Annotated in this window: 24 protein-coding genes and 1 pseudogene; 3 read left to right on the forward strand and 22 right to left on the reverse strand. The window is 51.2% G+C overall.

Annotated elements, in window-relative coordinates; translation table 11 throughout:
* Positions 1-1,111 precede the first annotated feature (1,111 nt).
* The 14 genes from SDD30_RS15475 to SDD30_RS15540 form a co-directional block, all read right to left on the reverse strand.
* Complete coding sequence (locus SDD30_RS15475) at positions 1,112-2,272, reverse strand: iron-containing alcohol dehydrogenase (RefSeq protein WP_434075836.1); 1,161 nt, start codon at positions 2,270-2,272, stop codon at positions 1,112-1,114.
* Positions 2,273-2,302: 30 nt separating this feature from the next.
* Positions 2,303-4,141, reverse strand: a complete 1,839-nt coding sequence (locus SDD30_RS15480; RefSeq protein ID WP_434075837.1) for an aldehyde ferredoxin oxidoreductase family protein — start codon at positions 4,139-4,141, stop codon at positions 2,303-2,305.
* 17 nt (positions 4,142-4,158) lie between these two features.
* On the reverse strand, positions 4,159-4,404 hold the full coding sequence (locus SDD30_RS15485; protein ID WP_434075838.1) for a ubiquitin family protein: 246 nt from the start codon (positions 4,402-4,404) through the stop codon (positions 4,159-4,161).
* 26 nt (positions 4,405-4,430) lie between these two features.
* Complete coding sequence (locus tag SDD30_RS15490) at positions 4,431-5,774, reverse strand: UbiD family decarboxylase (RefSeq protein WP_434075858.1); 1,344 nt, start codon at positions 5,772-5,774, stop codon at positions 4,431-4,433.
* A 97-nt stretch (positions 5,775-5,871) separates the two neighbouring features.
* Positions 5,872-6,942, reverse strand: a complete 1,071-nt coding sequence (locus SDD30_RS15495) for a uroporphyrinogen decarboxylase family protein (RefSeq protein WP_434075839.1) — start codon at positions 6,940-6,942, stop codon at positions 5,872-5,874.
* A 3-nt stretch (positions 6,943-6,945) separates the two neighbouring features.
* On the reverse strand, positions 6,946-8,223 hold the full coding sequence (locus SDD30_RS15500; RefSeq protein ID WP_434075840.1) for a benzoate/H(+) symporter BenE family transporter: 1,278 nt from the start codon (positions 8,221-8,223) through the stop codon (positions 6,946-6,948).
* A 51-nt stretch (positions 8,224-8,274) separates the two neighbouring features.
* Entirely contained in the window at positions 8,275-9,705 is a 1,431-nt protein-coding gene (locus SDD30_RS15505; protein WP_434075841.1) for a hypothetical protein, read from the reverse strand.
* A complete protein-coding gene (locus SDD30_RS15510) occupies positions 9,705-10,325 on the reverse strand; it encodes a 4Fe-4S binding protein (RefSeq protein ID WP_434075842.1) in 621 nt (206 codons plus the stop codon). The genes SDD30_RS15505 and SDD30_RS15510 overlap by 1 nt, the downstream gene beginning before the upstream one ends.
* Positions 10,326-10,328: 3 nt before the next feature.
* Positions 10,329-11,348, reverse strand: a complete 1,020-nt coding sequence (dmpG, locus tag SDD30_RS15515) for a 4-hydroxy-2-oxovalerate aldolase (RefSeq protein ID WP_434075843.1) — start codon at positions 11,346-11,348, stop codon at positions 10,329-10,331.
* Complete coding sequence (locus tag SDD30_RS15520) at positions 11,345-12,220, reverse strand: acetaldehyde dehydrogenase (acetylating) (RefSeq protein ID WP_434075844.1); 876 nt, start codon at positions 12,218-12,220, stop codon at positions 11,345-11,347. Before SDD30_RS15520 ends, dmpG begins: the two co-directional genes overlap by 4 nt.
* A gap of 14 nt (positions 12,221-12,234) precedes the next feature.
* Positions 12,235-13,008, reverse strand: coding sequence for a 2-keto-4-pentenoate hydratase (locus tag SDD30_RS15525; protein ID WP_434075845.1), 774 nt, complete (start codon positions 13,006-13,008; stop codon positions 12,235-12,237).
* Complete coding sequence (locus SDD30_RS15530) at positions 12,983-13,903, reverse strand: molybdopterin-binding protein (RefSeq protein WP_434075846.1); 921 nt, start codon at positions 13,901-13,903, stop codon at positions 12,983-12,985. The genes SDD30_RS15525 and SDD30_RS15530 overlap by 26 nt, the downstream gene beginning before the upstream one ends.
* 114 nt (positions 13,904-14,017) lie before the next feature.
* Positions 14,018-14,824, reverse strand: coding sequence for a nicotinate-nucleotide diphosphorylase (locus SDD30_RS15535; RefSeq protein WP_434075847.1), 807 nt, complete (start codon positions 14,822-14,824; stop codon positions 14,018-14,020).
* A complete protein-coding gene (locus SDD30_RS15540; protein ID WP_434075848.1) occupies positions 14,824-15,633 on the reverse strand; it encodes an IclR family transcriptional regulator in 810 nt (269 codons plus the stop codon). Before SDD30_RS15540 ends, SDD30_RS15535 begins: the two co-directional genes overlap by 1 nt.
* Before the next feature lie 545 nt (positions 15,634-16,178).
* Between SDD30_RS15540 and SDD30_RS15545 the strand changes: the two genes are divergently transcribed.
* The gene (locus SDD30_RS15545; RefSeq protein WP_434075849.1) at positions 16,179-17,165 is read left to right on the forward strand and encodes an Rpn family recombination-promoting nuclease/putative transposase; all 987 of its coding nucleotides are present in this window, start codon (positions 16,179-16,181) and stop codon (positions 17,163-17,165) included.
* 92 nt (positions 17,166-17,257) lie between these two features.
* On the opposite strand, the gene ltrA is transcribed toward SDD30_RS15545, so the two are convergent.
* Positions 17,258-18,670, reverse strand: a complete 1,413-nt coding sequence (ltrA, locus tag SDD30_RS15550) for a group II intron reverse transcriptase/maturase (protein WP_434075850.1) — start codon at positions 18,668-18,670, stop codon at positions 17,258-17,260.
* Positions 18,671-19,204: 534 nt separating this feature from the next.
* Positions 19,205-19,837 carry a DUF1847 domain-containing protein gene (locus tag SDD30_RS15555; protein ID WP_434075859.1) on the reverse strand — a complete coding sequence of 211 codons (633 nt, stop codon included), beginning with the start codon at positions 19,835-19,837 and terminating at the stop codon, positions 19,205-19,207.
* Between the two features lie 112 nt (positions 19,838-19,949).
* Here SDD30_RS15555 and SDD30_RS15560 point away from each other — a divergent pair, with 112 nt between their 5' ends.
* Entirely contained in the window at positions 19,950-20,498 is a 549-nt protein-coding gene (locus SDD30_RS15560; RefSeq protein WP_434075851.1) for a hypothetical protein, read from the forward strand.
* A gap of 284 nt (positions 20,499-20,782) precedes the next feature.
* On the opposite strand, the gene SDD30_RS15565 is transcribed toward SDD30_RS15560, so the two are convergent.
* The 6 genes and pseudogenes from SDD30_RS15565 to dmpI all read right to left on the reverse strand — a co-directional run bounded on the left by SDD30_RS15565 (position 20,783) and on the right by dmpI (position 24,594).
* Entirely contained in the window at positions 20,783-21,268 is a 486-nt protein-coding gene (locus SDD30_RS15565) for an ECF transporter S component (protein WP_434075852.1), read from the reverse strand.
* A 300-nt stretch (positions 21,269-21,568) separates the two neighbouring features.
* The gene (locus SDD30_RS15570; protein ID WP_434075853.1) at positions 21,569-21,784 is read right to left on the reverse strand and encodes a hypothetical protein; all 216 of its coding nucleotides are present in this window, start codon (positions 21,782-21,784) and stop codon (positions 21,569-21,571) included.
* Between the two features lie 323 nt (positions 21,785-22,107).
* Entirely contained in the window at positions 22,108-23,190 is a 1,083-nt protein-coding gene (locus SDD30_RS15575) for a methyltransferase (protein ID WP_434075854.1), read from the reverse strand.
* Positions 23,191-23,243: 53 nt separating this feature from the next.
* Positions 23,244-23,671: pseudogene (locus SDD30_RS15580) on the reverse strand (chromate transporter).
* Positions 23,566-24,159: a class I SAM-dependent methyltransferase gene (locus SDD30_RS15585; protein ID WP_434075855.1), complete on the reverse strand. Its 594-nt coding sequence runs from the start codon at positions 24,157-24,159 to the stop codon at positions 23,566-23,568. The pseudogene SDD30_RS15580 and the gene SDD30_RS15585 overlap by 106 nt, the downstream one beginning before the upstream one ends.
* A 246-nt stretch (positions 24,160-24,405) precedes the next feature.
* Positions 24,406-24,594, reverse strand: a complete 189-nt coding sequence (dmpI, locus tag SDD30_RS15590) for a 4-oxalocrotonate tautomerase DmpI (RefSeq protein WP_434075856.1) — start codon at positions 24,592-24,594, stop codon at positions 24,406-24,408.
* A 189-nt stretch (positions 24,595-24,783) separates the two neighbouring features.
* Here dmpI and SDD30_RS15595 point away from each other — a divergent pair.
* Positions 24,784-25,071, forward strand: a 288-nt coding sequence (locus SDD30_RS15595) for a DUF169 domain-containing protein (RefSeq protein WP_434075857.1), incomplete at its 3' end; no start/stop codon positions are given.

Genomic DNA, 25,071 nt, shown 5'->3' on the forward strand with positions numbered 1-25,071 from the left:
CCTGATTGCCGGGTGAATAATTAAAGCTTGTTTTTACCCCCACCTAAGTTGCTAGGTGGGGGTTATTTTACGCTTACTCTTAAACGATATCACCCATACCCAAGGATGTTCAGATTCCTCTATGGCCGATTGGCACTAAGTGCCGCCGTTCCCATGTGGCTGTCAAAAAGCTGTTCAGATTCCTCTATGGCCGATTGGCACATTTAGGTGGCTGGCCGGCCGGGGCGTTGCTATTATGTTCAGATTCCTCTATGGCCGATTGGCACGCAGGCGGCGGCGGATTGGGAAGTAATGAGTAGGTTGTTCAGATTCCTCTATGGCCGATTGGCACGGGGAGAAAAAAGCCTGTAACTGCCGATTTTGTCGGGTTCAGATTCCTCTATGGCCGATTGGCACTCGTGCGAAAACTGGAGAAAAAGGCGGGGTAGAGAAGTTCAGATTCCTCTATGGCCGATTGGCACGGAGCAATGCTTTTTTTGTGGTACAGGGCTTTCTCTGTTTTCCGGCTGCCCTGGCCGTTTCAATCCCACCATAGGAAGTTGCCAAACCAAATGGCCGGGAGACGACCGGATTTTCCTCGTGCCGTTTCAATCCCACCATAGGAAGTTGCCAAACCCCCAGCAACTTTTCACACCGGGGAAAAAGTGTCCGGTTTCAATCCCACCATAGGAAGTTGCCAAACAAATTTTTTCAAAAAGAGTATACAACATGTAGTAAAAAGTTTCAATCCCACCATAGGAAGTTGCCAAACGAAAGCAGAAAAGAAGGGCTGGTAGGGCATAACCCATGGGCGCTGCAGCTCCAGAATTTATCCATGTCTTAGGCCTAAAAATATCTTTATAAGTAGGCCAATAGTGAATATTACCTGAGTCAGCTGTAGATATTGTATCTCTAGTAAAGAAGTTCTGAATCTCATGGATTAATCGTTGAGGTTTAATTGGAGCTTCATCGCTCGAAGCTATTGTTACTCATTCACTCTCCCATTTATGTTTATCGTTAGTAATTCTTTCCATAAACCTATTCCGCTCTGTATTGTTAGGAGTTTCTTTTTTTTATTTGAATCCGGTCCAAACCTGCAACATGTCAGGCTTGGACCGGATTTTATATTTGGTTAAAGAGCCTTACGTAAAATCGCTAAAATATCGGCTTCAGTAGGCTTGCGGGGGTTCATCTTAACCATCCCGTGGCCCAGGGTATCTTTGGCTATCTTAGGTAAATCCTCTTCTTTTACGCCCAGCTCACTTAGATGCTGGGGTAAATTTACATCTCCTACCAGTTCATGAACACTCTTAGCAGCAGCGAGTGCAGCTTCACGCAAGGAAATATTTTCAACTTTTTCACCCAGAGCCAAGGCGATATCCCGGTATTTCTCCAACCTGGCCATAGCATTGTATTCCATTACATGAGGTAAAAGTAAGGCGATGGCTATCCCATGACTAACATGGACATGGCCACTCAAGGCTGCCCCGATGGAATGGGTAATCCCCAGGAAGGCGTTATTAAAAGCCATACCGGCCATCAGGCTGCCCAGAGCCATCTGGTTCCTGGCTGCAAGATTATTGCCATTGGCTACAGCAGGACGTAAATTAGCGCCGATAATTTGAATTGCTTTTAACGCTAAAGCATCTGCTGGCGGCTGGGAAATATTTGAAACATACGTTTCAATGGCATGGGCCAGGGCATCAATACCGCTGGCGGCAGTAATACGCGGTGGCGCCGATACCGTTAATAAAGGATCTACCAATGCCAGGTCAGCTGCCAGGTAGGGACTGGTTATCGTTATTTTCATGTTGTATTCCCAATCTGACAGCACGGCAAAGATAGTCACTTCGCTACCAGTACCAGAGGTAGTAGGGATGGTGATCAAAGGGACAGAAGCTCTTTGCGGAACTTTATTCACGCCAGCATAATCGCGAATATGCCCACCATTATCAACTATAACCCTTATTCCCTTTGCTGTATCTATGGGACTTCCTCCACCAAGGGTCACCATCAGGTCGCAACCTACCTGTTTGAAAAAGTCAGCCCCTTTATGAATGGTCTCCAGGCTGGGATCGGGCTCCACCTCATCAAAGACAATAACTTCCAGGCCGTCATCCTGGAGTAGTTGCTCTACCTTTTCTAATATTCCAGCCTGCTTGACGCCCTTATCGGTTACTACTAAGACTCTGCTGGCTTTAAAATCTTTTACTTTCTCAGCTAACTTTTGGGTTACTCCATCACCGAATAATACAGGTGTGTCCATGCGGAAAAGAAAACTGTCGGTTGCCATAAAAAACACCTCTTGAAAATCGATTTTTATTTACACCAATCCTAGTTCCCGCAGTTTAGCTTCTGTGGGAATACCGTTGGCATCCCAACCTCTAAAGGAATAGTACTCATCCAGCATTGCCTCTAAGGGAGGAAGATTTGTGGCTGCACCCCCACTACCACGAGGTTGTTTGAGAATGCGCTCCGGCAAAGTATCATCTTTACGGCTAATACCACAACGGGTATTAAAAAGGCGCTTCTGGTTAAATATGCGTTCACCACATTTCAATAAATCAACTTTATCCCATTCCACACCTGTGGCTAGTGATAGCCATTCAGATATAATAGTCGGAGTGACTCCACCAAATAAGAGAAATTTACATGCTGCTATAGAGTCAAAAACCATCATTAGGTTTTGCGCCTGAGCTGCCATCACACCTTTGCCTTCACTGGCAAAGCGATCCAAAGGCTGATCTATCCCCAAATCAGGCATGGATAAATTGCGCTCAAAAGTATGGCTAAAGGCTTCGAGATGGCATGCTCCTCGATTAGCTGTAGCATAACCTACTGCTACGCTATTATACGCTCGCGGTTCATGAGCAGGAAAGCTAAGTCCTTTCACGGCAATTCCCATTTCTTTAACTGCATCCCCATAACGCTTAACCAGGGCTGGAAAACCTTCCGCCAAAACAGCACCAAAGCCTTGCCCTTCACCCATTTCTTTAATTAAGCCGATTAGAGTATCAGGATCCCCCCATTTTAATTCCCGTCCACCAGTATCTTGTTTGCTAATAACCCCTTTTTCAAAGGCTTCTATACTAAAGGCAACCAGATTACCTGCGTCAATAGTATCTATTCCATATCGATTGCAAAGTTCGTTAGCATAGCAAATTGCTTCGAGATCATCAATCAAACAGGCCCCGCCAAATACGCCCAGCGTTTCATATTCGGGACCACCGCCGTTAACACCGGTATACCGGCCCTGGTTAATAGCTATGCGGCGGCCACAACGAATCGGGCAACCGGCACAATGGAAGCGACCTGTTAAAAACTTTTCAGCTAACTGGACACCGCTTATCTTCTTGGCTCCTTCTTCCCACGAACCCAGGGACCAATTTTTTACAGGAAAATCGCCAAGCTGTTCACAGGGAATTACCAATCCTGCTGTCCCAAAATTAGCCAGGCCTTTAGTTCTTTCTTTTATGGATGGCAGCGCTGCTTTAATACGCTCGATCAGCTCTTCTTTATGAGCCAAAGACGGATTTTTTTGCCCATAAACAGCTATCGCCTTTACTTTCTTTGATCCGGCTACTGCTCCCAGGCCACATCGTGCTGCAGCCCGGCCTTCCCGGCCGTCGGTAAATAAACCGGCAATCCGGACCAGCCGTTCACCGGCAGGACCTATTGAACATACTTCTGCTTTGGGGTGGGTCTGCTCGCGTATTGCATCTTCTATTTCGTAGGTATCCAGGCCCCATAAAGATCCCGCCGGGCGGATTTCCACTGTTTCTTCGTTAATCCACAGGTAAACTGGTTCTGTGGCCTGTCCTGTAAGAATTAGGGCATCATACCCGGCATGCTTTAAGGCTTTACCCCAGCTGCCACCTACACTGGCTTCACCCCAGATGCCTGTAAGGGGCGATTTGCCGGCAACGCTATGCCGCCCCGAAGATGGTACCATCGTTCCCGTCAGGGGGCCGGTAAAAAACCCGAGAATATTTTCTGGCCCTAAGGGTGCCGCACTGGCCGGCACCATCTTAGGTACTATTGCTGCTGCCCAACCGTTGCCGCCAATCCATTTGCGGGCCATTTCTTCGGTAACGTCTTCAGTGCGCCACTGCCGGGTAGTTAAATCTACCCACAGTATCTTGCCTGCATAACCTCCCAACATTGGCCTCACTCCTTTATTTAACCACCGAATGGACGGAGTAAAATTTTTACCGTTTGCCCGGGCTTTAAAATATAATCATTTAAAGCCACGTCATTCTCTACCATAGCAAACACTGCCTGGTAGCTATAATCACCAAAAGCTCCTTCTGCTTCTAAGCGCTTCAACAAGTCCCCAATACTTAAACCTTCCTTTACCTCAAGCTGGTGATACTCTGCGTCATCAGGAAACTTGATTGGGGGATACAATTTTACGGTAATGTTCAATTTTCCACCGCCTTCAAGTTAAACATTCAATCTAAATAATCTTCCAGCCTAATTGCTTCTTCACCGGGAATACGAATTCTTTCAAAGCGCCCGGGCTCTGCATCCAAAGGCACTGTGGCATCAATTCCCATTTTATCACTGAGACCATTATCGCTGGATGGATCTAATTTGTTACCCAGGGCCCGCTCTACAATAAATACATCGCGGCCAGCCTGGCAGCGGGTGGCTATAGCCCACTCCACATCTTCAGGATTAAAGATGTCAACGTCTTTATCTACTACAACCACATGCTTAATTTCTTGGCTACTGCTGAAGGCAGCAAAAATGGCATTTTTAGCTTCGCCTTCATTTTGTTTGTCAATTGAAATTATAGCATGGTAACGGCAGGCCCCGCCAGGAGTAAGATGAACGCTTAGGACATTTGGTACCGTATTTTTAACTATTTGTAACAAACTCGCCTCTCGGGGAATAGCACCCAGTAGCAAGTGTTCCTTAGTTGCCGGAACAATAGTCTGGAAAATAGGATCACGACGCGAGGTCATAGCTGTTAACTCAATTACCGGCTTGGGCGATGCCGGACCATAATATTTGGGATATTCTCCAAAAGGTCCTTCTATTTCCCTAACTCCGGGAAGCAACCGTCCTTCCAGCACAATTTCCGCCTGGGCTGGTACCTCCAGATCGACTGTCTCACATTTTACTAATTCTAAAGGTCTACCATATAAGGCACCAGCAATGGTAAATTCATCGTATCCAAGGGGTGTTAAGGCCTGCGAGGCTAACAACAACAAGGGATCTAATCCAATGGCTATGGCTATTTCTAGAGGTTTGCCCTCAGCTTCAGCCACCCGGAAGAAGTAAGAGAGATGCCGAGGCAATATTAAAATTCCTAAACGGTTGGGACCTAAAACCTGTAATCGGTGAATAGATATATTTCGTACCCCCGTACATGGGTCCTTGGCTATCAGTACACCAGCTGTTATATATGGCCCCCCATCTTTTTCATGATGAACAGGTATAGGTAAAACCTGCAGATCAACATCGTTACTAATTTTTTCTTTTACAGGAGCCGTCCGGGCTTCCACCAGAACACATTCCATCGGGTTTGCTTGCGCCCATGCAAAGTGTTCAACTATTTGCTCACGACGCACCCCCATGGCCATTGCTAAAAGGTCACGCGTTCCAGCGATGCCCGTAACAACTGGTATTGAGGCATTCCGTATTTTGTTAAATTGCAGGGCATAACGACCAGCGACTTTCTTACCTATAGCGGCCAATTCATAATGCAGGTCTACTTCTTTCTGAACGTGTCTCAAACAACCGTTTTGTTCTAACACTGACAACCATTGTCGTAAGGAAAAGCAAGTCATATCAACTTCACCTTTAATATTTTTATAGAGGTTCAATTATAGGCTCAAGTACACCCTTATTTCTAAGGGTGTACTTGAGCTTTTCATAATCGCTTCTTTATTTATAGGGATTATATGTGCGAGCCACATTAATCATGGCCTGGATATTGTCTGCAGGCGCAGTAAAAGGTACAACACATCCTGTTCCTAAAATAAAACCTCCATTATTAGCTGCTTTGTCAATAGCCTCTATACTGGCATTCTTTACATCCTCCACAGTTCCTTGCACCATAACCCCAGATGGATCAACATTTCCATAAAGAGCAAATTTATTTCCAATTTTTTCTTTTACCATCCCTAAATCCATTTGGTAATCAATATCAGCAAGATCGAGACCTTCTTCTGCCCAAAGATCCAAAACAGGAGTATTATTGCCACAAGTATGCTTTGCAATAGGTACGTTCGGGTATGAATTTTTTAGCTCTCTAACAATTTGTTTATGATAGGGATGTACCATCTTTTTGTAAATGCTAGGTGATATAAGATTAATCGAAGCTGCCGAATCAGAAATGCGTGCTATATCTGCTCCGGCTTCGATTTGAGCTTTTTGCCACTTAATATAGGCTTCAGTAGTAAGATCGAATAGCCTATATACGAGTTCTGGGCGTCCTTCATCCATTTCCTTATCAACAAAAGTCGCTTCCATTACAAACCTTTCCATACCGGCAACATGCATCGCACATGACCATGTTGCTTGACCACCGATGGCAAAAATTGTAACTTCTGGGAGTTCCTGCTTCAAAATATTAATACATTCAAGTACAACCGGCATACGCCCATCAGTATATGGATTGGGTACTTGGAGTTTATCTATCTCACTTAAATCTTGAATTGCCGGCTCTACAAGTACGGGAACGTTATCCTCGCGAATCAATATTTTGGCCCCAAAACCTTCTGCAACGTAATATACATCAGTCCCTACAAATATCCCATCCGGTTTAAAAGTATTGTAGAACCTTATAAGACATTCAGCCATAACTTTAGGATTTAGGGCATACTCTTTTATAGTTTTTCCACAAAAAACAGCTGCATAATCCCATACCATTGGCGCAACGGGAACCCTGTCTGGTATGCCTCCCGTGGCCGCTACTAAGATGCGTTCTTTTGATGTAAGTTGCTTGTTGTTCATGATTTAATGGCCTCCTTCAGTGTTTTTCATCTTTGAGTACTCAGTTATTAAAGAAACAATAATCCCAACGACTAAAGCCCAAAAAGGAGCGCCTACTTTGGCTATAGTAACGCCGGATGCAGCTATAACAAAGGTGAAAAACGGCCCATAATCAAGTTTTCCGCTCCATGAGGTTCTAAGAGCCCTTACTAAAGCCCCCAAAATAGCAAGCCCAGCAACAAAATTAATAAATTCGCTTGGTACTGCTTTGGTAAAATTTGCAATAGCGCTACCGCCTAACGCAATTATTATAAACCCAACGCCAGCTATAACCGCAGCTACATATCTTCCTTCCTTAGGCCCTGCGCTAGGACCGGCACAGATAGCATTTACAGGACCTGCAAGATGCCAGTCATGGCACCCAAAGAAAGGTACAATCATACTCATTATACCTGTTAGAGTGATGGTTGTATTAATTGGGATCTTAGTACCTTTGGGTATATCATCGTAACCTTCGGACAACAACACACCTATTGCCTGGACGTCTTCTGAGCCCACTGAAATTATTGCTAGGGGAATCCCGATTGCTAATATAGCCTCCCATGTAGGCATTGCTGGAACAAAAAAGGAAGGCAGGTTTAAGGAAACACCTGATAAAGCTGAAAAGTTGAACGCGCCAATGACATATGCTGTAATGAAACCGAAAATTAGGGCACCTAAAACTCTCGGAACTCTACGTATATATTGTTCACACAGCAAGAAACCTAAAAATGCACCAGCGCATATAATTGGCGCTTTTACTGCATTTGTAACAAGCCCTGTACCAAAACGCAAAAATGTCCCGGCAATCATAGCCATTATAATTTGAGGGGGTAGCCACCTAACTATGGCATTAAAGGCCCCCGTTATTCCTAAAATTAAACATATCAAGCCTGCTACTATATATGCTCCTAGTACAACTTGGTAGTTAAAGTGACCTATAATGCCGCCCAGCATCACTGCCCCAGCAATACTCGTCGCACCCATAAGCGGTTTTTTATAATAAAGCGATAAAATAATCCCTACTATTCCGCCAGAACCCCACGCTGTTGCAACCCAACTCAAAGCTTGTTGATTATTTAACCCACCTTGTTTAGCAGCAGCAAGAAATACCAACACTACAGGTGCGGCAAAAAGGCATGCTACAATTCCCGCCCCTATTGTTTGAGCGTTTAGATACCTTAGGAAATCGCGTAAGGACTCTTTAAAACCAACCCCTTTTTCAAATCTCCCTAGCCATAGATTATCATGGTTAGTTTTCATATAGACCCTCCTTAATGATCTTTGGTTTTTACTTTATAAAACTTTTTCATTCTACATTTTTGCCGAATCCACGCAACGTTGCCGCAGCCACTTGGGTAAGAGTTCATTTTCTACCCGCTCGCTGACGGCCGGTGCTTTCTTTAGCAGCAGCTCAGCCAGGGGTTCGCTGACGTTGATACCGCCCATGGCACCGTCAAAGATGAGGACCTTCCGCGTGCCGGTAGTCTTATAGGCAAACCCCATGGCCGCTTCCGTTGTTTCGGCCACCACCGCATGCTTCATATAGGTAAGGTTCTGGGGGTCACGGTTGAAGAGGTCCGCCTGTTCCTGGCCCACTACCACCGTGGGGATGTGCTCGCTGAAGAAGGCGCTGGGATAACCCGTCCAGGCGTAGTTGTGCACGCACATCTTGATGGCCGGGTTGACCGGTGGTATATCCTCCAGGAGCGGCCTTCCTGCTTTGCCGTAGAAGGCTTCCGTGTACCAGGTATAGGCCGGCAGGGGCAGTTCCAGGTCGTAGAGGTCCGTATTGGCCCCGGCAAAGTTGGCGTAAATAACCCCGGCCGAGAAGACATACACCACCGGGCAGGGGAAATCCAGGGCGGCTATGCACTCGTCGATCTCGCCGAAGAGGGTCATCATCTTGCCGTAGTAACGGCAGCCGATCTGGGTCACCCGGTCGTTTAGGGCATAGAGGTCGCTGTCGGCGTCGACGCCGATGATGCCGTTGGGCGCCACCGTCAGGAAGGAAGCAAAGGCAAACTTCTCCTGGACAAAGGGCGAGTCAAATATGGCCCTGGCCGTAAAGTTGGCCGCCCGCGGCCCCAGGTTCTGGTGGTAGGTGGACCGTGTTTCAATGCGGGCGTAGGACATGCCGAAGGGCTTCACGGCCCGGTCTACCTGGCGGTGAAAGTGGACCTCGCGCACGTCGCTGTTATGGGCATGGACAATCCAGTCGGCGTCGTAAATTTTGCGGATACCATAGAGAGTGCCAATTTCGGTTTCAATGGGTATCCCCTGGTCGATGGGCGCCACTCCGATGGCCTTGCCGCCGAAGTGTTTATCCAGGCCGTAGCGCTTGATATACTCTTCCGTCTCCCGGAAGCGCAGGCCCACCCCGGCCCGCAGGCGGATATCCTTACACCCCGTCCGTGCTTCGATGACGTCTTTGAGGGTCTTCAGCATCTCGGCGTAGGGTTCGCCGCCCAGGAGAGTAAAGCCGTGATGGGAGGCCAGGATATTAATCGAGTGCTCCGGCTTGATCTTGCTCATATCGATTTTTTGTAAGGCCGCCTCCGTAGCTTTCCTTACAGCGGCCACCCCTTCGGCGCCGGGATAAATTACTTCCGGCAGGTCGGGGAAAAGCTCTTTCAGCAATACGGAGGTCATGCCCGGCAACTCGCTGACGCGAGTTTTAACCAGGGCGGGGTCAATACCATACTGGGATTTCCTCGGTGGTATAGGTGTAATGGGAGGACGCATCAGGATTCCCTCCTTCCCTGTACAGGTGCTGCCACTACCCGGTCCAAAAGTTTGATGTCCTCGTCAAAGTAAAAGCCGCGGGTAGCATACTTGTGCTTGACTCCCTCGGGTATCTCCCACACCGTTATCGTCCGGCCGTACCACTGCCAGCCGCCCTGGGGCGGTTCGGGCTTAATGCCGGCCGCTTCCAGGAGGCGCAGGATGGGCTGGATGCATTCCACCTTGCAGCCGGTACGGGCCCCCGTGAGGAAAGATACCTCTTCCGGGGATTTCGCCCCCTGCAGGATGGCGGCGGCAACTTCTTCCGCCCGGGTGGCGGTGCAGTAGCAGATGATCTGTTCCGGGTTCAGCCGGGCGCGGCGGCAGAGATCTTCCACCCGGTCATAATCAACGGCGCTGACGTCGACTTTGACCACTACCGGCTGCTCCCGTTTCACCATGGTAATGGCATAGTCCGGGCAGCGCTGCTCGCAGGCGGCACAGCCGCGGCAGCGTTCCCCATCCACAACGGCTTTCCTGTTTTCCACTTTGATGGCCAGTACCGGGCAAACCTTCTCGCAGGTTTTACAGCCCCGGCACTTGCCGGCATCCACTTCAGCCAGCAAATTGACTACCTTCAAAGCTTAAGCCCCTCCTCTCTTCTGCGCAAGCTGGTAAGCCACGTCGACAATCATATCTTCCTGCCCGCCTACCATCCGCCTCCTTCCCAGCTCTACCAGGATGTCCCGGGGGTCGAGGTTGAATTTCTCGGCCGCCCGGTAGGTGTGCAAAAGGAAACTGGAGTAAACACCGGCATACCCCAGCATCAGCGGTGCGTTGCGCACCACCTGGGGCCGGTGCATGACGGGCTCAACAATATCTTCAGCTACATCCATAATCTTGTAGAAATCAATACCCGTCTGGTAACCAGCCTTATCCAGGACGCCCACCAGGGCTTCCGTCTGGGCATTGCCGGCCCCGGCGCCTAAGCCCCGGCAGGTGCAGTCCAGGAAGGTGGCTCCAGCTTCCACCGCCGCCAGGGCGTTGGCCGTAGCCAGGGTCAGGTTGTTGTGGGCATGGAAGCCCACCGGCACCTTCACTGCTTCCACCACAGCGCCGACGCGGGCTTTAACATCCTCCGGCAGCATGGCCCCGGCCGAGTCGGCGATATTAATATAGTCGGCCCCGTAAGATTCAAAGAGTTTGGCCTGCTCGACCACCTTTTCCGGGGGCACCATGTGGGCCATCATCAAAAAGCCCACGGCCATCATGCCCATTTTTTTGGCGATGCCAATATGCTGTTCGCCGATGTCGGCTTCCGTAACATGGGTTGCCACCCGCACGACTTTGGCGCCGCAATCAGCCGCCATCTTCAGGTCCTCGACGGTGCCGATACCGGGCAGCAAAAGGACGGTTAATTTCCCTTTCTTGATAGCCCCGCTGGCGGCTTTGAGCAGTTCTTCTTCACTTACTGCCGACCAGCCGTAGTTAAAGGAGGAACCGGCCAGGCCGTCACCATGGGAAACTTCAATATATTCCACGCCGGCCGCGTCCAGACCCGCGGCAATGGCGGCTACCTGTTCGGCCGTGAACTGGTGGCTGACGGCATGGCTGCCGTCCCGCAAGGTTGTATCGACCAGGTGGATGAATTTGGAGTTACTCATGCTGCCACCTCCCCTGCCAGAATCTTTTGGGCGAGTTTTTCAGCTACCGCTACTGCAGCCGAGGTGATAATGTCCAGGTTTCCGGAATACTTGGGTAAGAAATCGCCGGCCCCTTCCACCTGGACAATGGTCGTTACTTTGTTTCCATCTAACAAAGGTGGTACCCGGAGCTGGTAGCCCGGTACGTAGCTCTGGATTTCCTTTACCATGGCTTCTACCGAGGCCCGGATGGCCTGCTCGTCCGGTTTTTCTACCTCTACGTAAATGGTGTTGGTCATCATTATGGGCGGTTCGGCCGGGTTCAGGATGATGATGGCTTTGCTTTTTTGAGCTCCACCGCCCACCCTCAGGGCCCGGGCTGTCGTCTGGGTAAATTCGTCGATATTCTGGCGCGTACCCGGCCCCGCGCTTTTGGAGGAAATGCAGGCCACAATTTCGGCGTACCTGGCACCAGCCACCCGGTTGATGGCGTAGACAATGGGCACCGTAGCCTGGCCGCCGCAGGTTACCATGTTGAGATTGGGTTCGGCCTTGACCTGGTCCAGGTTGACACAGGGCACGACATAAGGGCCGACGGCAGCCGGCGTCAAATCGATGGCGATTTTACCGGCCTCTTTTAAAAGCGGAGCGTGTTGCAGGTGGGGTTTGGCCCCGGTGGCGTCGAAGACTATTTTTATGTCTTTATCCTCCAGGACAGCCTGGACGCCTGCGGTAGAGGTCTTGATGCCTAGCCCGCGCGCTCGTTTGATGCCTTCGGATTCGATAATGCCGGTCATCAGGGCCATCTCCAGGTGCCGGCTGCGCAGGATCTTGTACATCAAGTCGGAACCGATATTCCCCGGGCCGATGACGGCCACTTTTACCTTATTCACACTCACATCCCCTTTTACACAAACTTTAAGTTGAGGCTCCCCAGGCCGTAGAAAGATACGGTGAAGACATCGCCGGCGCCGGCGTTTTCGGCGGCGGTGACGGCGCCGGAGAGGATGATCTCCCCGGCTTCCAGGGCGATATCAAAGGTCGCCAGCTTGTTGGCCAGCCAGGCCACGGCCGCCGCCGGGTGCCCCCAGACGGCGGCACCGGCGCCGGTACTCGCCACTTCCCCGTTCTTTTCCAGCACCATGCCGATGAGGCGCAGGTCCAGGTCTTTGATGGGCACCATACGGCTGCCCAGGACCAGGCGGGCGCTGGAGGCGTTGTCGGCAATGGTATCCGGGAGCTTGATCTTCCAGTCGCGGATGCGGCTGTCGACAATCTCAAAGGCCTGCATGATGCCTTCCGTAGCCCGGAAAACGTCGGCAATGGTCACCCCCGGACCCTTGAGGGTGTCCTTTAAGATAAAGGCCAGTTCCCCCTCCACGCGGGGTAAAAGGAGTTCCTCCCGCCGGCAAGGTTCTCCCTCCAGGAGCAGCATGTTGTCCAGCAGGTGGCCGTAGTCGGGTTCATTGACCCCCAGCAGCTGCTGCATGGCCTTGCTGGTCAGGCCGATCTTTTTACCAATGACCTTACTTCCCCGGGCTTTCTTCAACTCAATGCCGGCCAGCTGGATGCGGTAAGCATCTTCTACCGTTAAATCCGGATAAGTGGTGGTTAGCGGTTCGATGGGTCGGCAGCTGGCTTCTGCGGCCAGGAGTTCAGCGGCAATGGCCTGGTAATCCATCTTCGTGGCCTCCTTCTTTCATTACGCTACGCCAGCGTTCCCGCAGGGCACCGGCTATATATTCTGCCAGGGTTTCCGTCTCCAACCCTTGTTCCAGCCCGGCGATCAGCCGGTCACAGCCCAGCCGGGCTTCTTCATGGGGACCGGGCAGGGCCACCAGGCGGGCTATGCCCACCTGGCCCACGGCAATGCGCACCCCTTCTTTATGATGGCGGTGATAATCAGGTTTAAACTTCAAGATCCAGGGAGTACAGGCCTCCGGGTCCAGGCGCAAGATGGCTTCAATGCTGAAGTCCTTGTCCTCGGCCCCGACGCCGCCGGTGGTGATCAGCAATCCATAACCTTCTTCCAGGGCGCCTTCCAGGCGGTTGGCCACCGCCACGGCGTCATCCTCCAGGATCCCGCCGAAGCTCGTGCGGTAGCCTGCTTTTTCCAGGGCCGCTATAATATAAGGCGAATTGGTGTCTTTGATCTTCCCGGCTATAACTTCCGCTCCGGAAGCAAAGACCGCGGCCCGCCGGGCGACGGCCCGGCTGATACCCCGCGCCAGGGCGGCGGATTCCGCCAGCACCCGGGCCGCCGCCTCCGGCTCCAGGGCAATTAACCCCAGCACCCCTTCCGAGTGAACGGCGGCTCCCGATTTTAAAGTTACCCCCGGCAAATCCGCCAGGCGCCTTAAGATTTCCTTCTCCTTGCCGGCTACTGCTTCCGCCCGCACCCTGCGCCGCAGGATATCAAAGGCCACCAGCCCCGGCCGGACGTCCACCACCATTACTTCCTGAGCTGGTAGTTCCATGGCGGCGGCTGCTGCCGCGGCCACCTGGCCCACGTCGGCGGCGGTTAGTTCAATGTTATCGATCCAGAAGGTCGTTTTCTCCAGCAAGTCCCATTCCACGGGGTAATCCCCCTTCTCATAGTATTTGACCCGGCCCCGCTTGCCATATGATGGCAACAGGATGGTGTATAATTTACTTGAGTTGGAATGTACAGGAAAATGTTATCCTTCCGTTTATACAGAAATCCCTTCCACATCCAGGCTTAAATCCAGCAGCGGCGCATCGATAATGGCCCGGCCGACATCGACGATATCCGCCCCAGCGGCAATTACCTCCTCAAGGCCTGCCGGCGTGACGCCGCCGGCAAAGGCGAGTTTTACTTTTTCCCGCCAGCCGCCTTGCTGTGCTGCTGTCACCACTGTTGCCAGGTCCTCCAGAAGGCCGGTGTCTACCATGATAATTCCTGCCCCGGCCCTTACTGCCGCCTCTGCTTCACGGGCTATGGGCCGGCCCTCCCCGCGGACCTGCACGGCGATCACCCGCTCCGGGTCATAGGAGCGCGCCCGGCTCACCGCCGGCTCGACGCCTCCTAAAAGGCGGACGTAATTTTTATCCAGGTAGATAAAGGGGCGTTCGGTAATGCGGATACCGGCACCGCCGGTGGCGATGGCCCGGCGCAACTCGTCCCTTATTTCCGGGGCTACCTTTTTCCACGCGCCACAGACGACTTTTATCCGCCCCCCGGCCTGCCGGACAAAATTAGCCGCCGCCGTGGCCACCCCGGAGGGCTTACCGATAATACCCAGGAACACCTCTTCCGCCCTGATAACGGTCGGTGCTGTACCCCTGGCCCGGAAAAGGCAACTGCCGGGCTCTAAGGCATATCCTTCGGGGGCTGCCCAGCTTACTTCCAGCCCCAGTTCATCTGCCAGTTGTTTTAACCTTGCCGCCCCGGAGAATATTCCCCTTTCCCGGGCGATGATGGTAAAGGCCTGCTTCTGCCTCCCCAAAGGGGGAAAGAGAAACTCCCTAAGTTCCACTAATATCCACTTCCTAGAGCAGTCTGATAACCAAGCCCTGCCGATATTTCCACTGCTGTCTGGGTGACCAGTTCTACAGCCCGCTGGAACCTCTCGCCTTCCAGCCGTGCTACCGGGCCAGCAACGCTCAACGCAGCACATACTTTACCGTTATGATCCCTTATCGGGGCAGCTACGCAGAGGAGACCATCCATGATTTCTTCGTTATCTACCGCATACCCTACCGTGCGGATCTTTTCCAGTTCTGCCTCTAACCGGCGTGGGTTAGTAATGGTATGCCGGGTATAGCGGGGCAGACCTTTGGTCGTGATGATCTGTTTTACCTCGGTGGGGTGCAGGTAGGCCAGCAGCACCTTGCCTACCCCGGTACAGTGGGCTGGCAGACGCATCCCGACCTGGGAAACAATCCGCAGGGACTGCTGGCTTTCCCGCTTGTCGATATACAGCACTTCACCTTTATCGAGGACAACCAGGTGGACTGTCTCCTCTAGTTCGTCTACCAGCTTATCGATATAGGGAGCGGTTACTTTGCGTACATCCCAGTTATTTGCTACAATATTTCCCATTTCAAAAAGGCGTATCCCCAAGCGGTAGCGGCCGTCAAAAGATGACTGCTCTAAATAACCTAAATCCCGCAGGGTCGCCAATAAACCATGGAGGGTGCTTTTGGGCACGTCCATTACGCGGGCTATTTCCGTAAGGGACATATCTCGCTTGTTGGCGGCCAGCACATCAAGTACCATTAACGCCTTGGCCACAGAGCGAATCTGAGTGGAATTACCCCGCTTCACGATCATTTTTACGGCCATCGCTTCAGCCCCCTGTACTATAACGGCGAAACTTCCATGGTACACTTACATTCCTGATATTGTTCATTATGTTCGATCTCTATTTCTTTTTTGCTACTTGGTAATATTATTCGACATATAATTTGGCATCCCTGCAGTGCCATAAACGTTGTTGTTCGCAATTATCGTATCTTTTTTCATTATTGCAGAAAGTCAACTGCTTGTTGTCTCTTGCCAAACCTGATTCCCACATATCCCCTTACTGGCGGAGAAATATAAATTGAAAATATGATTGAATCTTTTGTTTAGTAGGAGTAGAGTGGACCCTTGCATATCACCTTTAAGTCCAGGTTATCCGTTTGTCACCCCGTTTCCTCTGGGAGTGCCTCTACTCACCCGGCCATAGGTGACATGCCAGATAGCCTCTCATCGAACTGCCAAAGCTGTGGAAAAAGTCCGGCCGGAAAGGCAGGCCTGCGGCTTCTTTTGCCCAAAGATTTAGCGGTTCTTCCCCATATTCATGCCGCAAAAATATGGTATAATAGTATCCAGAAGAAGGTGGTCCAGTGCCGGAAAATGGAGGGCAGCCCCGGCCTCCCCACCACCCACACGACAAGGGTTACAGGCAGCTTCTTTCCGACAAGAGAGTTTTCCTGGAACTGCTGAAGACCTTCGTCCGGGAAACCTGGGTGGAGGCTATCTACGAAAACGACCTCATCCTGGTGAACAAATCCTACGTCCTCCAGGATTTCAGCGAGAAAGAAGCCGATGTCGTCTACCGGCTCAAGACGAAAGATAAAAACGTCATCTTTTACGTCCTGCTGGAGCTGCAGTCAACGGTAGACTACCTGATACCCTTCCGCCTTTTGCTCTACATGGTCGAAATCTGGCGGGAAATCTACACCAACACCCCGCAGCCCGAGCGGGAGAGCAAGCATTTCCGCCTGCCGCCCATCGTCCCGGCGGTGCTCTACAACGGGGCTAACAACTGGACGGCGGCGCTCTCCTTCCAAGAAATGCTGGACAGTTACCGAGATTTCAGCGGGCATCTCCTGGACTTCCATTACCTGCTGTTTGACGTCAACCGTTACAGCGAAGAAGAGCTAATCAGAGCGGCAAACCTGATCACCGGCGTCTTTCTCCTGGACCAAAAGATGCGGCCGGAAGAGCTGGTTGGACGGCTGCAGAAACTGGCGGGGGTCTTAAGGCGGCTCACGCCTGACGAGTTCCGCCATATCACCAGCTGGCTGAAGAACGTCGTCAAGCCCAGAATGCCTGAAGGTTTTAAGGAAAAGGTTGACCGCATCCTGGACGCAAGCAATCCCTGGGAGGTGGAACGGATGATTTACAACCTGGAATTGACCCTGGAAGAAATGCAACGGCAGGCTTTGCTAAAAGGCCTGAAAGAAGGTGAACTTGAAGGCGAACTGAAAGGCAAACGGGAAGTGGCCCGAAACCTGCTTTTGCTCAACTTAGATATTGGTACTATTATCAAAGCCACGGGGCTTACTCCGGAAGAGATAAACTCCCTGAAGAAACAATTGGAGCAATAATTTTTTGCTGGCGGTAAATTCAATCGAGTAGGAGAGGGCGGCTAGCCCCCGTCCTCTCACACCACCGGACATGCGGGTCCGCATCCGGCGGTTCACCAAGCTTGACGCAGTCTTTGATAGCGTTCGGTTAAACTCCTCAGGCCCTGGGTTTGCCAGTAGGCGTTGCCCAGGGCTCTATTCATTGGGCCATGGGCCATCCGCCACGGTCCTTTGCGGGCGTTGGCGAACTCATGTACTACCCATTCTGGCAGTCCCAGTGCGCGTAGTTCACGGTATCTGGTCCGAACCCGTTTCCACTGTTTCCAGAGGCACATGCGCAACCGCCGCCGTAGCCACCCTTCGATCTTCTGAAAGGTGCTGGGCGTTTCCGCCAGGGCGAAATACCCTACCCATCCGCCCAGGTAGGCGTTTATGCGCTCTATCCGTTCGGCCATACTTACGGGTTTGCTCCGAGAGGTTAATTCCCGGATTTTCGTTTTCACCCGGTCGATGGTCTGAGGTGCCAGGCGGATATGGGGCTTCCCGGCTTTGTCTTGGTACATGCTAAATCCCAGGAATTTCAGCTTCCACGGTCGGTCAACCGTGCTTTTCTGCTCGTTGAGTTTGAGTTTTAACCGTTCCTGCAGGAAGTTACGGATACTCTCCAGTACCCTTTCGCCCGCCCGTTTGCTCTTGACGTAGATGTTACAGTCATCGGCGTAACGGACGAATTTGTGGCCCCTTTTCTCCAGTTCTTTGTCCAGGTCGTCCAGGAGGATATTAGCTAATAGCGGGCTTAAGGGTCCGCCTTGCGGCGTTCCTTCTTCCCTGGCCATGACCACTCCGTTCACCATGACGCCTGCCTGGAGATAGCGGCGGATGAGTTTTAGCACCCTCTTATCCGTTACTTTCCGGGCCACGCGGGCCATGAGGATGTCATGGTTTACCCGGTCGAAGAATTTCTCCAGGTCCATGTCTACGGCCCACTGGTATCCTTCTTCTACGTACTGTCGCGCTCTCTTTACCGCGTCCTGGGCTCTTCTTCCGGGCCGAAACCCGAAGCTTGCCTCTGAGAACTGCGGGTCGAAGATGGGCGTTAGTACTTGCAGGAGGGCCTGCTGGATTAGGCGGTCCATGACGGTGGGTATGCCTAGCAGTCGTTTGCCCCCGCTGGGTTTCGGGATTTCAACCCGGCGGATGGGTCGCGGTTGATAGGTTCCCGTGAGTAGTTCTTCCCGGATGCGTTCCCATTCGGCGCGGACCTGATCCCGCAGCCTCCCGGTCGGGATGCCGTCTACGCCGGGCGCACCGCCGTTCTTTTCTACTCTCTTCAGGGCGGCCAGCATGTTTCCCTTGGCCACCACCTGCTCCACCAGGCTGCTACCTTGGTCTCCGCGAGGTGACGCTCCGCTTTGTGCCGGAGAAGGGCTCGGCCCTCCCGCGGTCCCCCGTGGCTTCACCTCTTCCTCCCGCGGGTAGGCCCCTTCTGGGGGTTGCTGCTGTCTTGGTCCTTCTCGCGAACGCATCGGTTTCACCTCTGACTTGATGTTCGGGCCTTCCCCTGCGCCTTATCCTCGCCAGGGTACTATGCCCTCTGCTGACTCCTGCCGGTTCAGCCGGACCTTGCGACCCGGGTTGCCAGCTTTACTGGCTTACCCGGCAGGTCTCCCCGGGTAAGACCGCTGACCTTCACCCCGCGCCCGCCCCATTTACTCCGCCGTCCCTTGGCAGCCTGGGATTTCGCTGTGTTTCGCCAGCTCATCCGAACGGTTTAGCCTCGTATGGGGTTTTTGTTCATCGGGCCGTGGCTTTGCCTCCGGCTTCCTTCGGATCCCACCTCGCGGTGGACACCCTTGCTTTTGGCTAGCAGGCTGGTGCTGCCTCGCCTGCAGTGGACTTTCACCACTAAGTCAGCGCCCATGCCGGGCGCACGGAAAAGGCCCGCCTTATCCACCGGGGCGGGCCTTGTTATTATAACTTGCCGGAGCCGTGCGGTGGAGCGAGGGGAGAGAGAAGGTTATTTTAAGGTAGGTGTTGGTATTCGTAGCCTGGCTAAAGCCTTATAAGTGATGGTTACTTAACTTTTGGTGGAAGTAATGGCCAGCATAGACTGCACCCAAAGGGTTGTGTGCTAAAACACGATCTTTAGCCGCTAAAACCGTCACCGGAGCCTCGGAGTACTTGATAAACAAGGTATCGTGCCCCACACACAGGCAGACAATCACGTTCAAAACGGTCCCGGCCGCATTTAATAGCTTAGCCTGGCCTATGGGATTGCACATGGGTTCATAAGCACCAGGGTGCACTTTTTCTTCGTTGGTAATACCCAATTCTTCTTTAGGCACCGACCCTGTTTTGCATATAACCGAGTAGACCTCAAAGCCGTTACTTTGCAGAACGGCTGCAATACGTTTGGCTTCTTCTCTTACCCCCGCACAAAAAGCCAGTCCTAACTTACGAAAACCTGCTCGCCGGGAAAACTCCATGATTTCTTCCAACCTTGTCCAGATACCGTAGCCGGCAGCTTCAGTCCGAGCGGCGTTCAAGGCAATATTATTTATCTCCGGCTTTTGGTATTCATCCCTGGCTTCCTGGTAAATGGCTTCATTCTCTTGCATGGGACAATTAGCCGGTAATTGCTCCAGTTTTCCCGTCCTACAGGCATAAACTCCACATTGAGCACAGCGCATTATTTAAAAAACCTCCTCACTATGTCGATTATGCGCGATCACTCAGTTAAAATATAACCGAAGGAGGATCGGCTCACTCACGGCGAAATATAACCGAGGGAGATGATCATTGAGTATGTCTCTTAAAAGCAGCTGTGAGTATTTAAACACTATGCACCGGCGTTATCGCCAGGCCGATTCCCGGGCCGAAAAATCCCAAATTATCGATGAGGTTACCAGCACGCTGGATTATAACCGCAAGTATGCTATTCAGATGCTAAATGGCCCCCTTCTACCGGTGGCCAAGCCACCTGCTAAGCGCAAGAGGAAAAATCGCCAGTTTGTCCGGGAAATCGTGGGTTACGAGCGCTATGATACGCCGGAGGCCATTGCCTGGCTCAATAGTGTCTATGCTTGCCTGGATATCTACGCCAACCTTTTTTTACCTATGCGTAAGGTGATAGCTAAGGAGCGTCGTGGCGCCCATGTCCATAAAAGTTATGACGTCGCCAAGACACCCTTTGAACGTTTAAAGGAGGCTGGTGTTCTTGAGGCTCAGGTCCTGGCTCAGCTCGAACAGCAACTACAAAATACTAGCCCCCTGGCGCTTCATAAAGAACTGGAAGATCTCATTACCATGGGGCCTGCTAATGAAGCTGCAGAAACAGAAGCCATTGCCGAATAGCCTGTGGAAAGGAGACGATGATGAAGAACCATTTCCAGTTATTAACTCTTTTAGGTTAGGTTTTTATTTGAGTGAGCTACTCGCCTTCGGTTAGATTTTTATGTGGGTTGACACGATATACTGACCACCGCGATAGCGTCCAGCCATTGCACCCAACCCCCTGAGGTTTCTCGTTTTAGTTCTCCCAGGGATAATTGGTACTGGTGCCTTGAAGGGGCCTTTCCCAAACATTTACGTCCCACAGCAAAACCTTCCCCCGACGGCCGCAAGAACGGCAACGCCAGCTATAGCGGCCTCTTATACTGCTCGGGCAGGGCTTGATACACGATAACCGCTATAACCCCTCCTGCCAGGGCCGTAAGCAATTGGGGGATCTGGAAAGCCTGCGCCAGCTTGGGGGGCAAGACCAGAATGAATTTCAGCGCTAACACGAAAACCCCATACTTGCATACCGCGGCAGCAATGACGCCGACCCAGGGGTTAAACCTTGCCAGCAGGCCAAAAACTATCACCAGCGTAGCGTTGGCTACCATTATGAACGGCGTTATGGGCTGGGCGAGCGGGGGCACGATGCCCCGCATGAGGGCGATCCACGGCGTCAGGGCGCCTATGACGACCCCGCCCCCCATACCTACGGTAAAAGTCGCTAAAAACAGCATCGCGTTTACCAGCGGGCCTGTCACCGGCTGCGGCAGGCCGGCCATCTGGACTGCGACCGTCAGAGCTAGAAGCAGGGCGGTCGTAGTCAGAAACCTGGTATTTCGCCACATGACTTACCTCGCCTCCTCAGTTTTTCCAGCAGCATTCTTTTTCCCACTGAACGCCTGCAGCAACGTTTCCACCTCATTCCTCCTGTAGCACTTCTACCCCGGGGGCAGGTGGACGAAGACCAGCATGCTCCTGTGCCCCCAGTTCCACTGGATGCGGGTGGTGACTAAGTTGTGCCTTCCAGGCATGGCCGGTTAATGTGAGAATCTACAATAAGCAGCTTTATGCTCGTTTTTATCGAGTGTCCAGCACTTCTCCCTCGTTTTCCCGCCAGAGCTGGACTACGGGCCTCACCTCTTCTATTAAACTGGTGCTGCTTCTTCCGGTGTCAGTCCCATCAAACTCCTGGCCTTCGCCAGGATCTCCCGTACTCGGGCTACAGGTGGGTTAGCTGTCCCCGCTAGCAGTGCTTCAATCATAGCATCATTGATAAAATCCCGCCTGGTTTCCCGTGCTTCGTGCTTTAAGACCTTCTCTAAACGTTCGTCTGCCCAATGTCTTTCCGTTACGCTCAGCATAGCGCCACCCTCCTTTGCCTGTTTAGAATTTCTGGCAGCAAAAAGGCCACGCCTACCAAGTGCTTTCTAAAGCAACTGGCAGGGTGGCCTAACGAAGGCTGCGCATATTCCCTTCCCCCCTTGGCCCTCGCTCGCAGAATCTCCCTGAGCTCAGGCGTTTAAGGCTGATTTTCGCGACCTGTGCCGCAGCCGAAACAGCCTTGGCTTAGGCCATGGAATCTTCCTTGTTAAAATTATAACATAAACTAAGGTGCTGGGCAACTGAGCAAAAATCCTGAGGGGGGTACCGGACTGTGATATTGTCATAGTGTAAGCGGACTGAGTTACTCCAATGGCTTTTTCTTGGCAATGATAATTTTCGAATCCAGGGTGTCACCAACCTTGAAAAGGGGGTAACCCCCGAATTCGTTTGCTTCAATAATCTTCTCGATTGAAAAATATCTCTTCAGCAAATCTAAATACTCTTCATAGGTGAGGTCTTCTGCAAAACTGTAGATCTTACTTCCTTTCTCGACACCCTTAAAGGCCGAAAGAGTCCACTCAACATCTAACAGTGGATTTTTAGAATCCTCTCCTTTGTGATAAAAGGCGTGCTTGCTTATGAAAAGACCACCATCTCGCAAACTGGAATATAGCTTGGGAACGAGCGCTGGGTTCTTGCCACCCGGGTTGTAAGAGAAAAATATAAAATCATACTCGTTGCCCAGGTCATCCTTGAAAAGATTGCCCGGGATAACCTCCACCCTCTCCGCAGCGTATCTTTGAAGGTAGGTCTTTGTATCCTTGATAATATCTGGAAAATCAAAAATATACGCCTTCAACTCAGGATTCAATCTGGTTAAGGCGATAGAATATAGTCCGTGTCCTCCACCTAAGTCTAGAAAGCGCTCCGCCCGCCGGAACTCGGGGAGTTCGGCGATGATTTCGATTGTCTTCCACAGTTCCCTGACCAATGCCTCTGATGCCAGGGAATGGATGAGGTTATCCTGAAAATAAGTCTGTTCAGTTACCCTAAGCGACCCGTTTTTGAGTATATCCCCTAACCTCTCCCAAAGCTTGAACCCGTTCTGCAAATTCTTCAGCACTTCGTGCTGGAAGTAATCGGAATCAGTTTTCAAGTAAAGGTTGCTCACCTCGGTATTTTTGTAGGATCCATTCTCCTTTGCCACTAAACCGAGAACAACTAAAACCTCACAAATGTTATAAGTAAGCTCTGGATCGGTTCCTAGCTCTTCCGCTAATTCCTTTGCACTTTTTAACGTACCTAAGTACTCAAACAACCTGATATTTACCGCCGTGGCAAGGACACAAAAGATTTTATAGTTTTTTGAGCAGTTATTCAGTAAAGCATATAATGGTTCGACACTTACCGGGGGTTGTTTAAGAAGAATATATTTTTTTGTCACTATCTATACCTCCCATGATACCTCGCATAAATAGGGCCATTTTCCCATTTTGGTCAGCTTTCCAGCGTCGCGTTGGCCACCAGGGCTACTACTATGGCCTGGATACCCCGGAAGGCGACATTGACCAGTGACACGCCGCTGTAACGGAAATAAAAGTAAGACAGCAGCACTATCAGCCCGAAGGGAGGCAGCAAAAACCGATAAAGCTGGCGGCGGCACCGGCTAAATGCCTAAGCCGGTAGCCTATAAATACGGTCAACGTGACTAAGGTTGCGCCCGGTAAAAATTGCGCCAAGGCTAGACCGTTTAGAAACTCTTCCTCTTTCAAATCTCCGCCTGCAGGTCGCCAATATACGACTTGCAGGCAGGCAAAGTCTATTTTTCCATAATCACCCATAAACCACCTTCTGTACATATTTGGCAACAAGAGGATAACCCAGCAGCTTGCACCATCCTTTTCACTTCTTCTACCGCTAACCATTTTTTCCCTAGCTGGTAATTTAGCTGCCGCGATTCCTCAGCAATGCTTTGAATAACCGCCGGAGGAGTAAATTTTCCAAACCCCCCGCCTACGAAACTTCTTCCTCCTCTCTTAAGGATTCGATATATTTCTTTAAGCACCTCCACGTCTAGAAAGAAAAAAGCTCCGCGAAAAATTAACGCCTCGAACTCCTCATCAGGAAAGGCTAGGGGCTTAAGAGGGGTATTCACTAAACAAAGACGATTTAGAAGCCCCCGCTTTTGACTTTCTTCTTCCAGCCAACCCCTTACTCTCTGCCTTTCCTCTCCTATAGTAAAATACGCCTGAGGCAAAATTTCTGCTAAAGCCCAAGTTATTCCGCCGGAAAAAGGTCCCAGCTCCAGGATTTTTCCTGCCTCCGGCGGCAGAATTTCCTGTACCTGCCTGGCCAAATAAGGATACACTGGAAGCCACAGTTCATTAAGCCTGAGGAGCTCAGCTAACTCCATACCAGATCTTTACCTCTCTTTTGGGGATTACGGTTTTTACCTCTACCAGGGTAATTAAAGCGTACTGGAGGCACCCTCCGGGCCCACCGCAAGCCAGCTAAGATAAGCCTCCACGAATTCCCTGTGCTGAAGGTAAAACCCCTCCTAGGAACAGGAGTTTACATAATCTTTTATGACCTTCTGGACGCCGGAAGTCAACTCCAAATAAGATTTAACCTCTGCCGGGACAAGCCAGCTGGCGGAGGTTTACATTTGTAATTCTGATAGCTGCTTGCCGCCGGTGCCAATGTTGTCCGGAGAATTTTCCCGGATCAGAATGACAAAGGCCTGGGCGGGCATGTTCAGGATAGAACTGGCAGCGTCGGTCATAGCCTTGATGAGTTCCGCTTTTTTCTCTTTACTCATGGCTCCTGCATCAATTTGAATTACCGGCATTCATACTCTCTCCTTCCTGTTAGGCTTTTTGGAGCTGTTTACCCTCTTAACATATTATCCGCCCTACTTTTTACTGTCAATATATTGGCCCTAAAAATTATTTTTAGATAAAAGCAATTGGCCAGCAGGAATCTTCCGGTGAGAATTGAATAATTATTTGACTACCAAAAAATTTGGAGGTGAAAAATAATGAAGTGGCAGGATTATGGAAAAACCTTAAAAGAAGTCCTTGCTTTGCAAGGCAGCCCCGTTGCTGTGACTTATACTGATAACCCTGTCAGTAATGGCGCAAAGAAAAATTATACCGTCTGTGGTGCTATCGCTGCTGCCAAAAAGGGGGAGATTATTAATTTGAATGCCGCCAATTGTACCTGCCCTGGAGGCAGCGGCCACATCGGCCTGGCCCCCCGCTCGCCTGAGGCCTTTAACAAGCTAAAGAAGTTCCTGGTAGAAGGTGAGAAATTACGGGGAACCTAT

Origin of the sequence: Moorella naiadis (nom. illeg.) (assembly GCF_051020825.1) — a bacterium.
Taxonomy (GTDB): domain Bacteria; phylum Bacillota; class DSM-521; order Neomoorellales; family Neomoorellaceae; genus Neomoorella; species Neomoorella naiadis.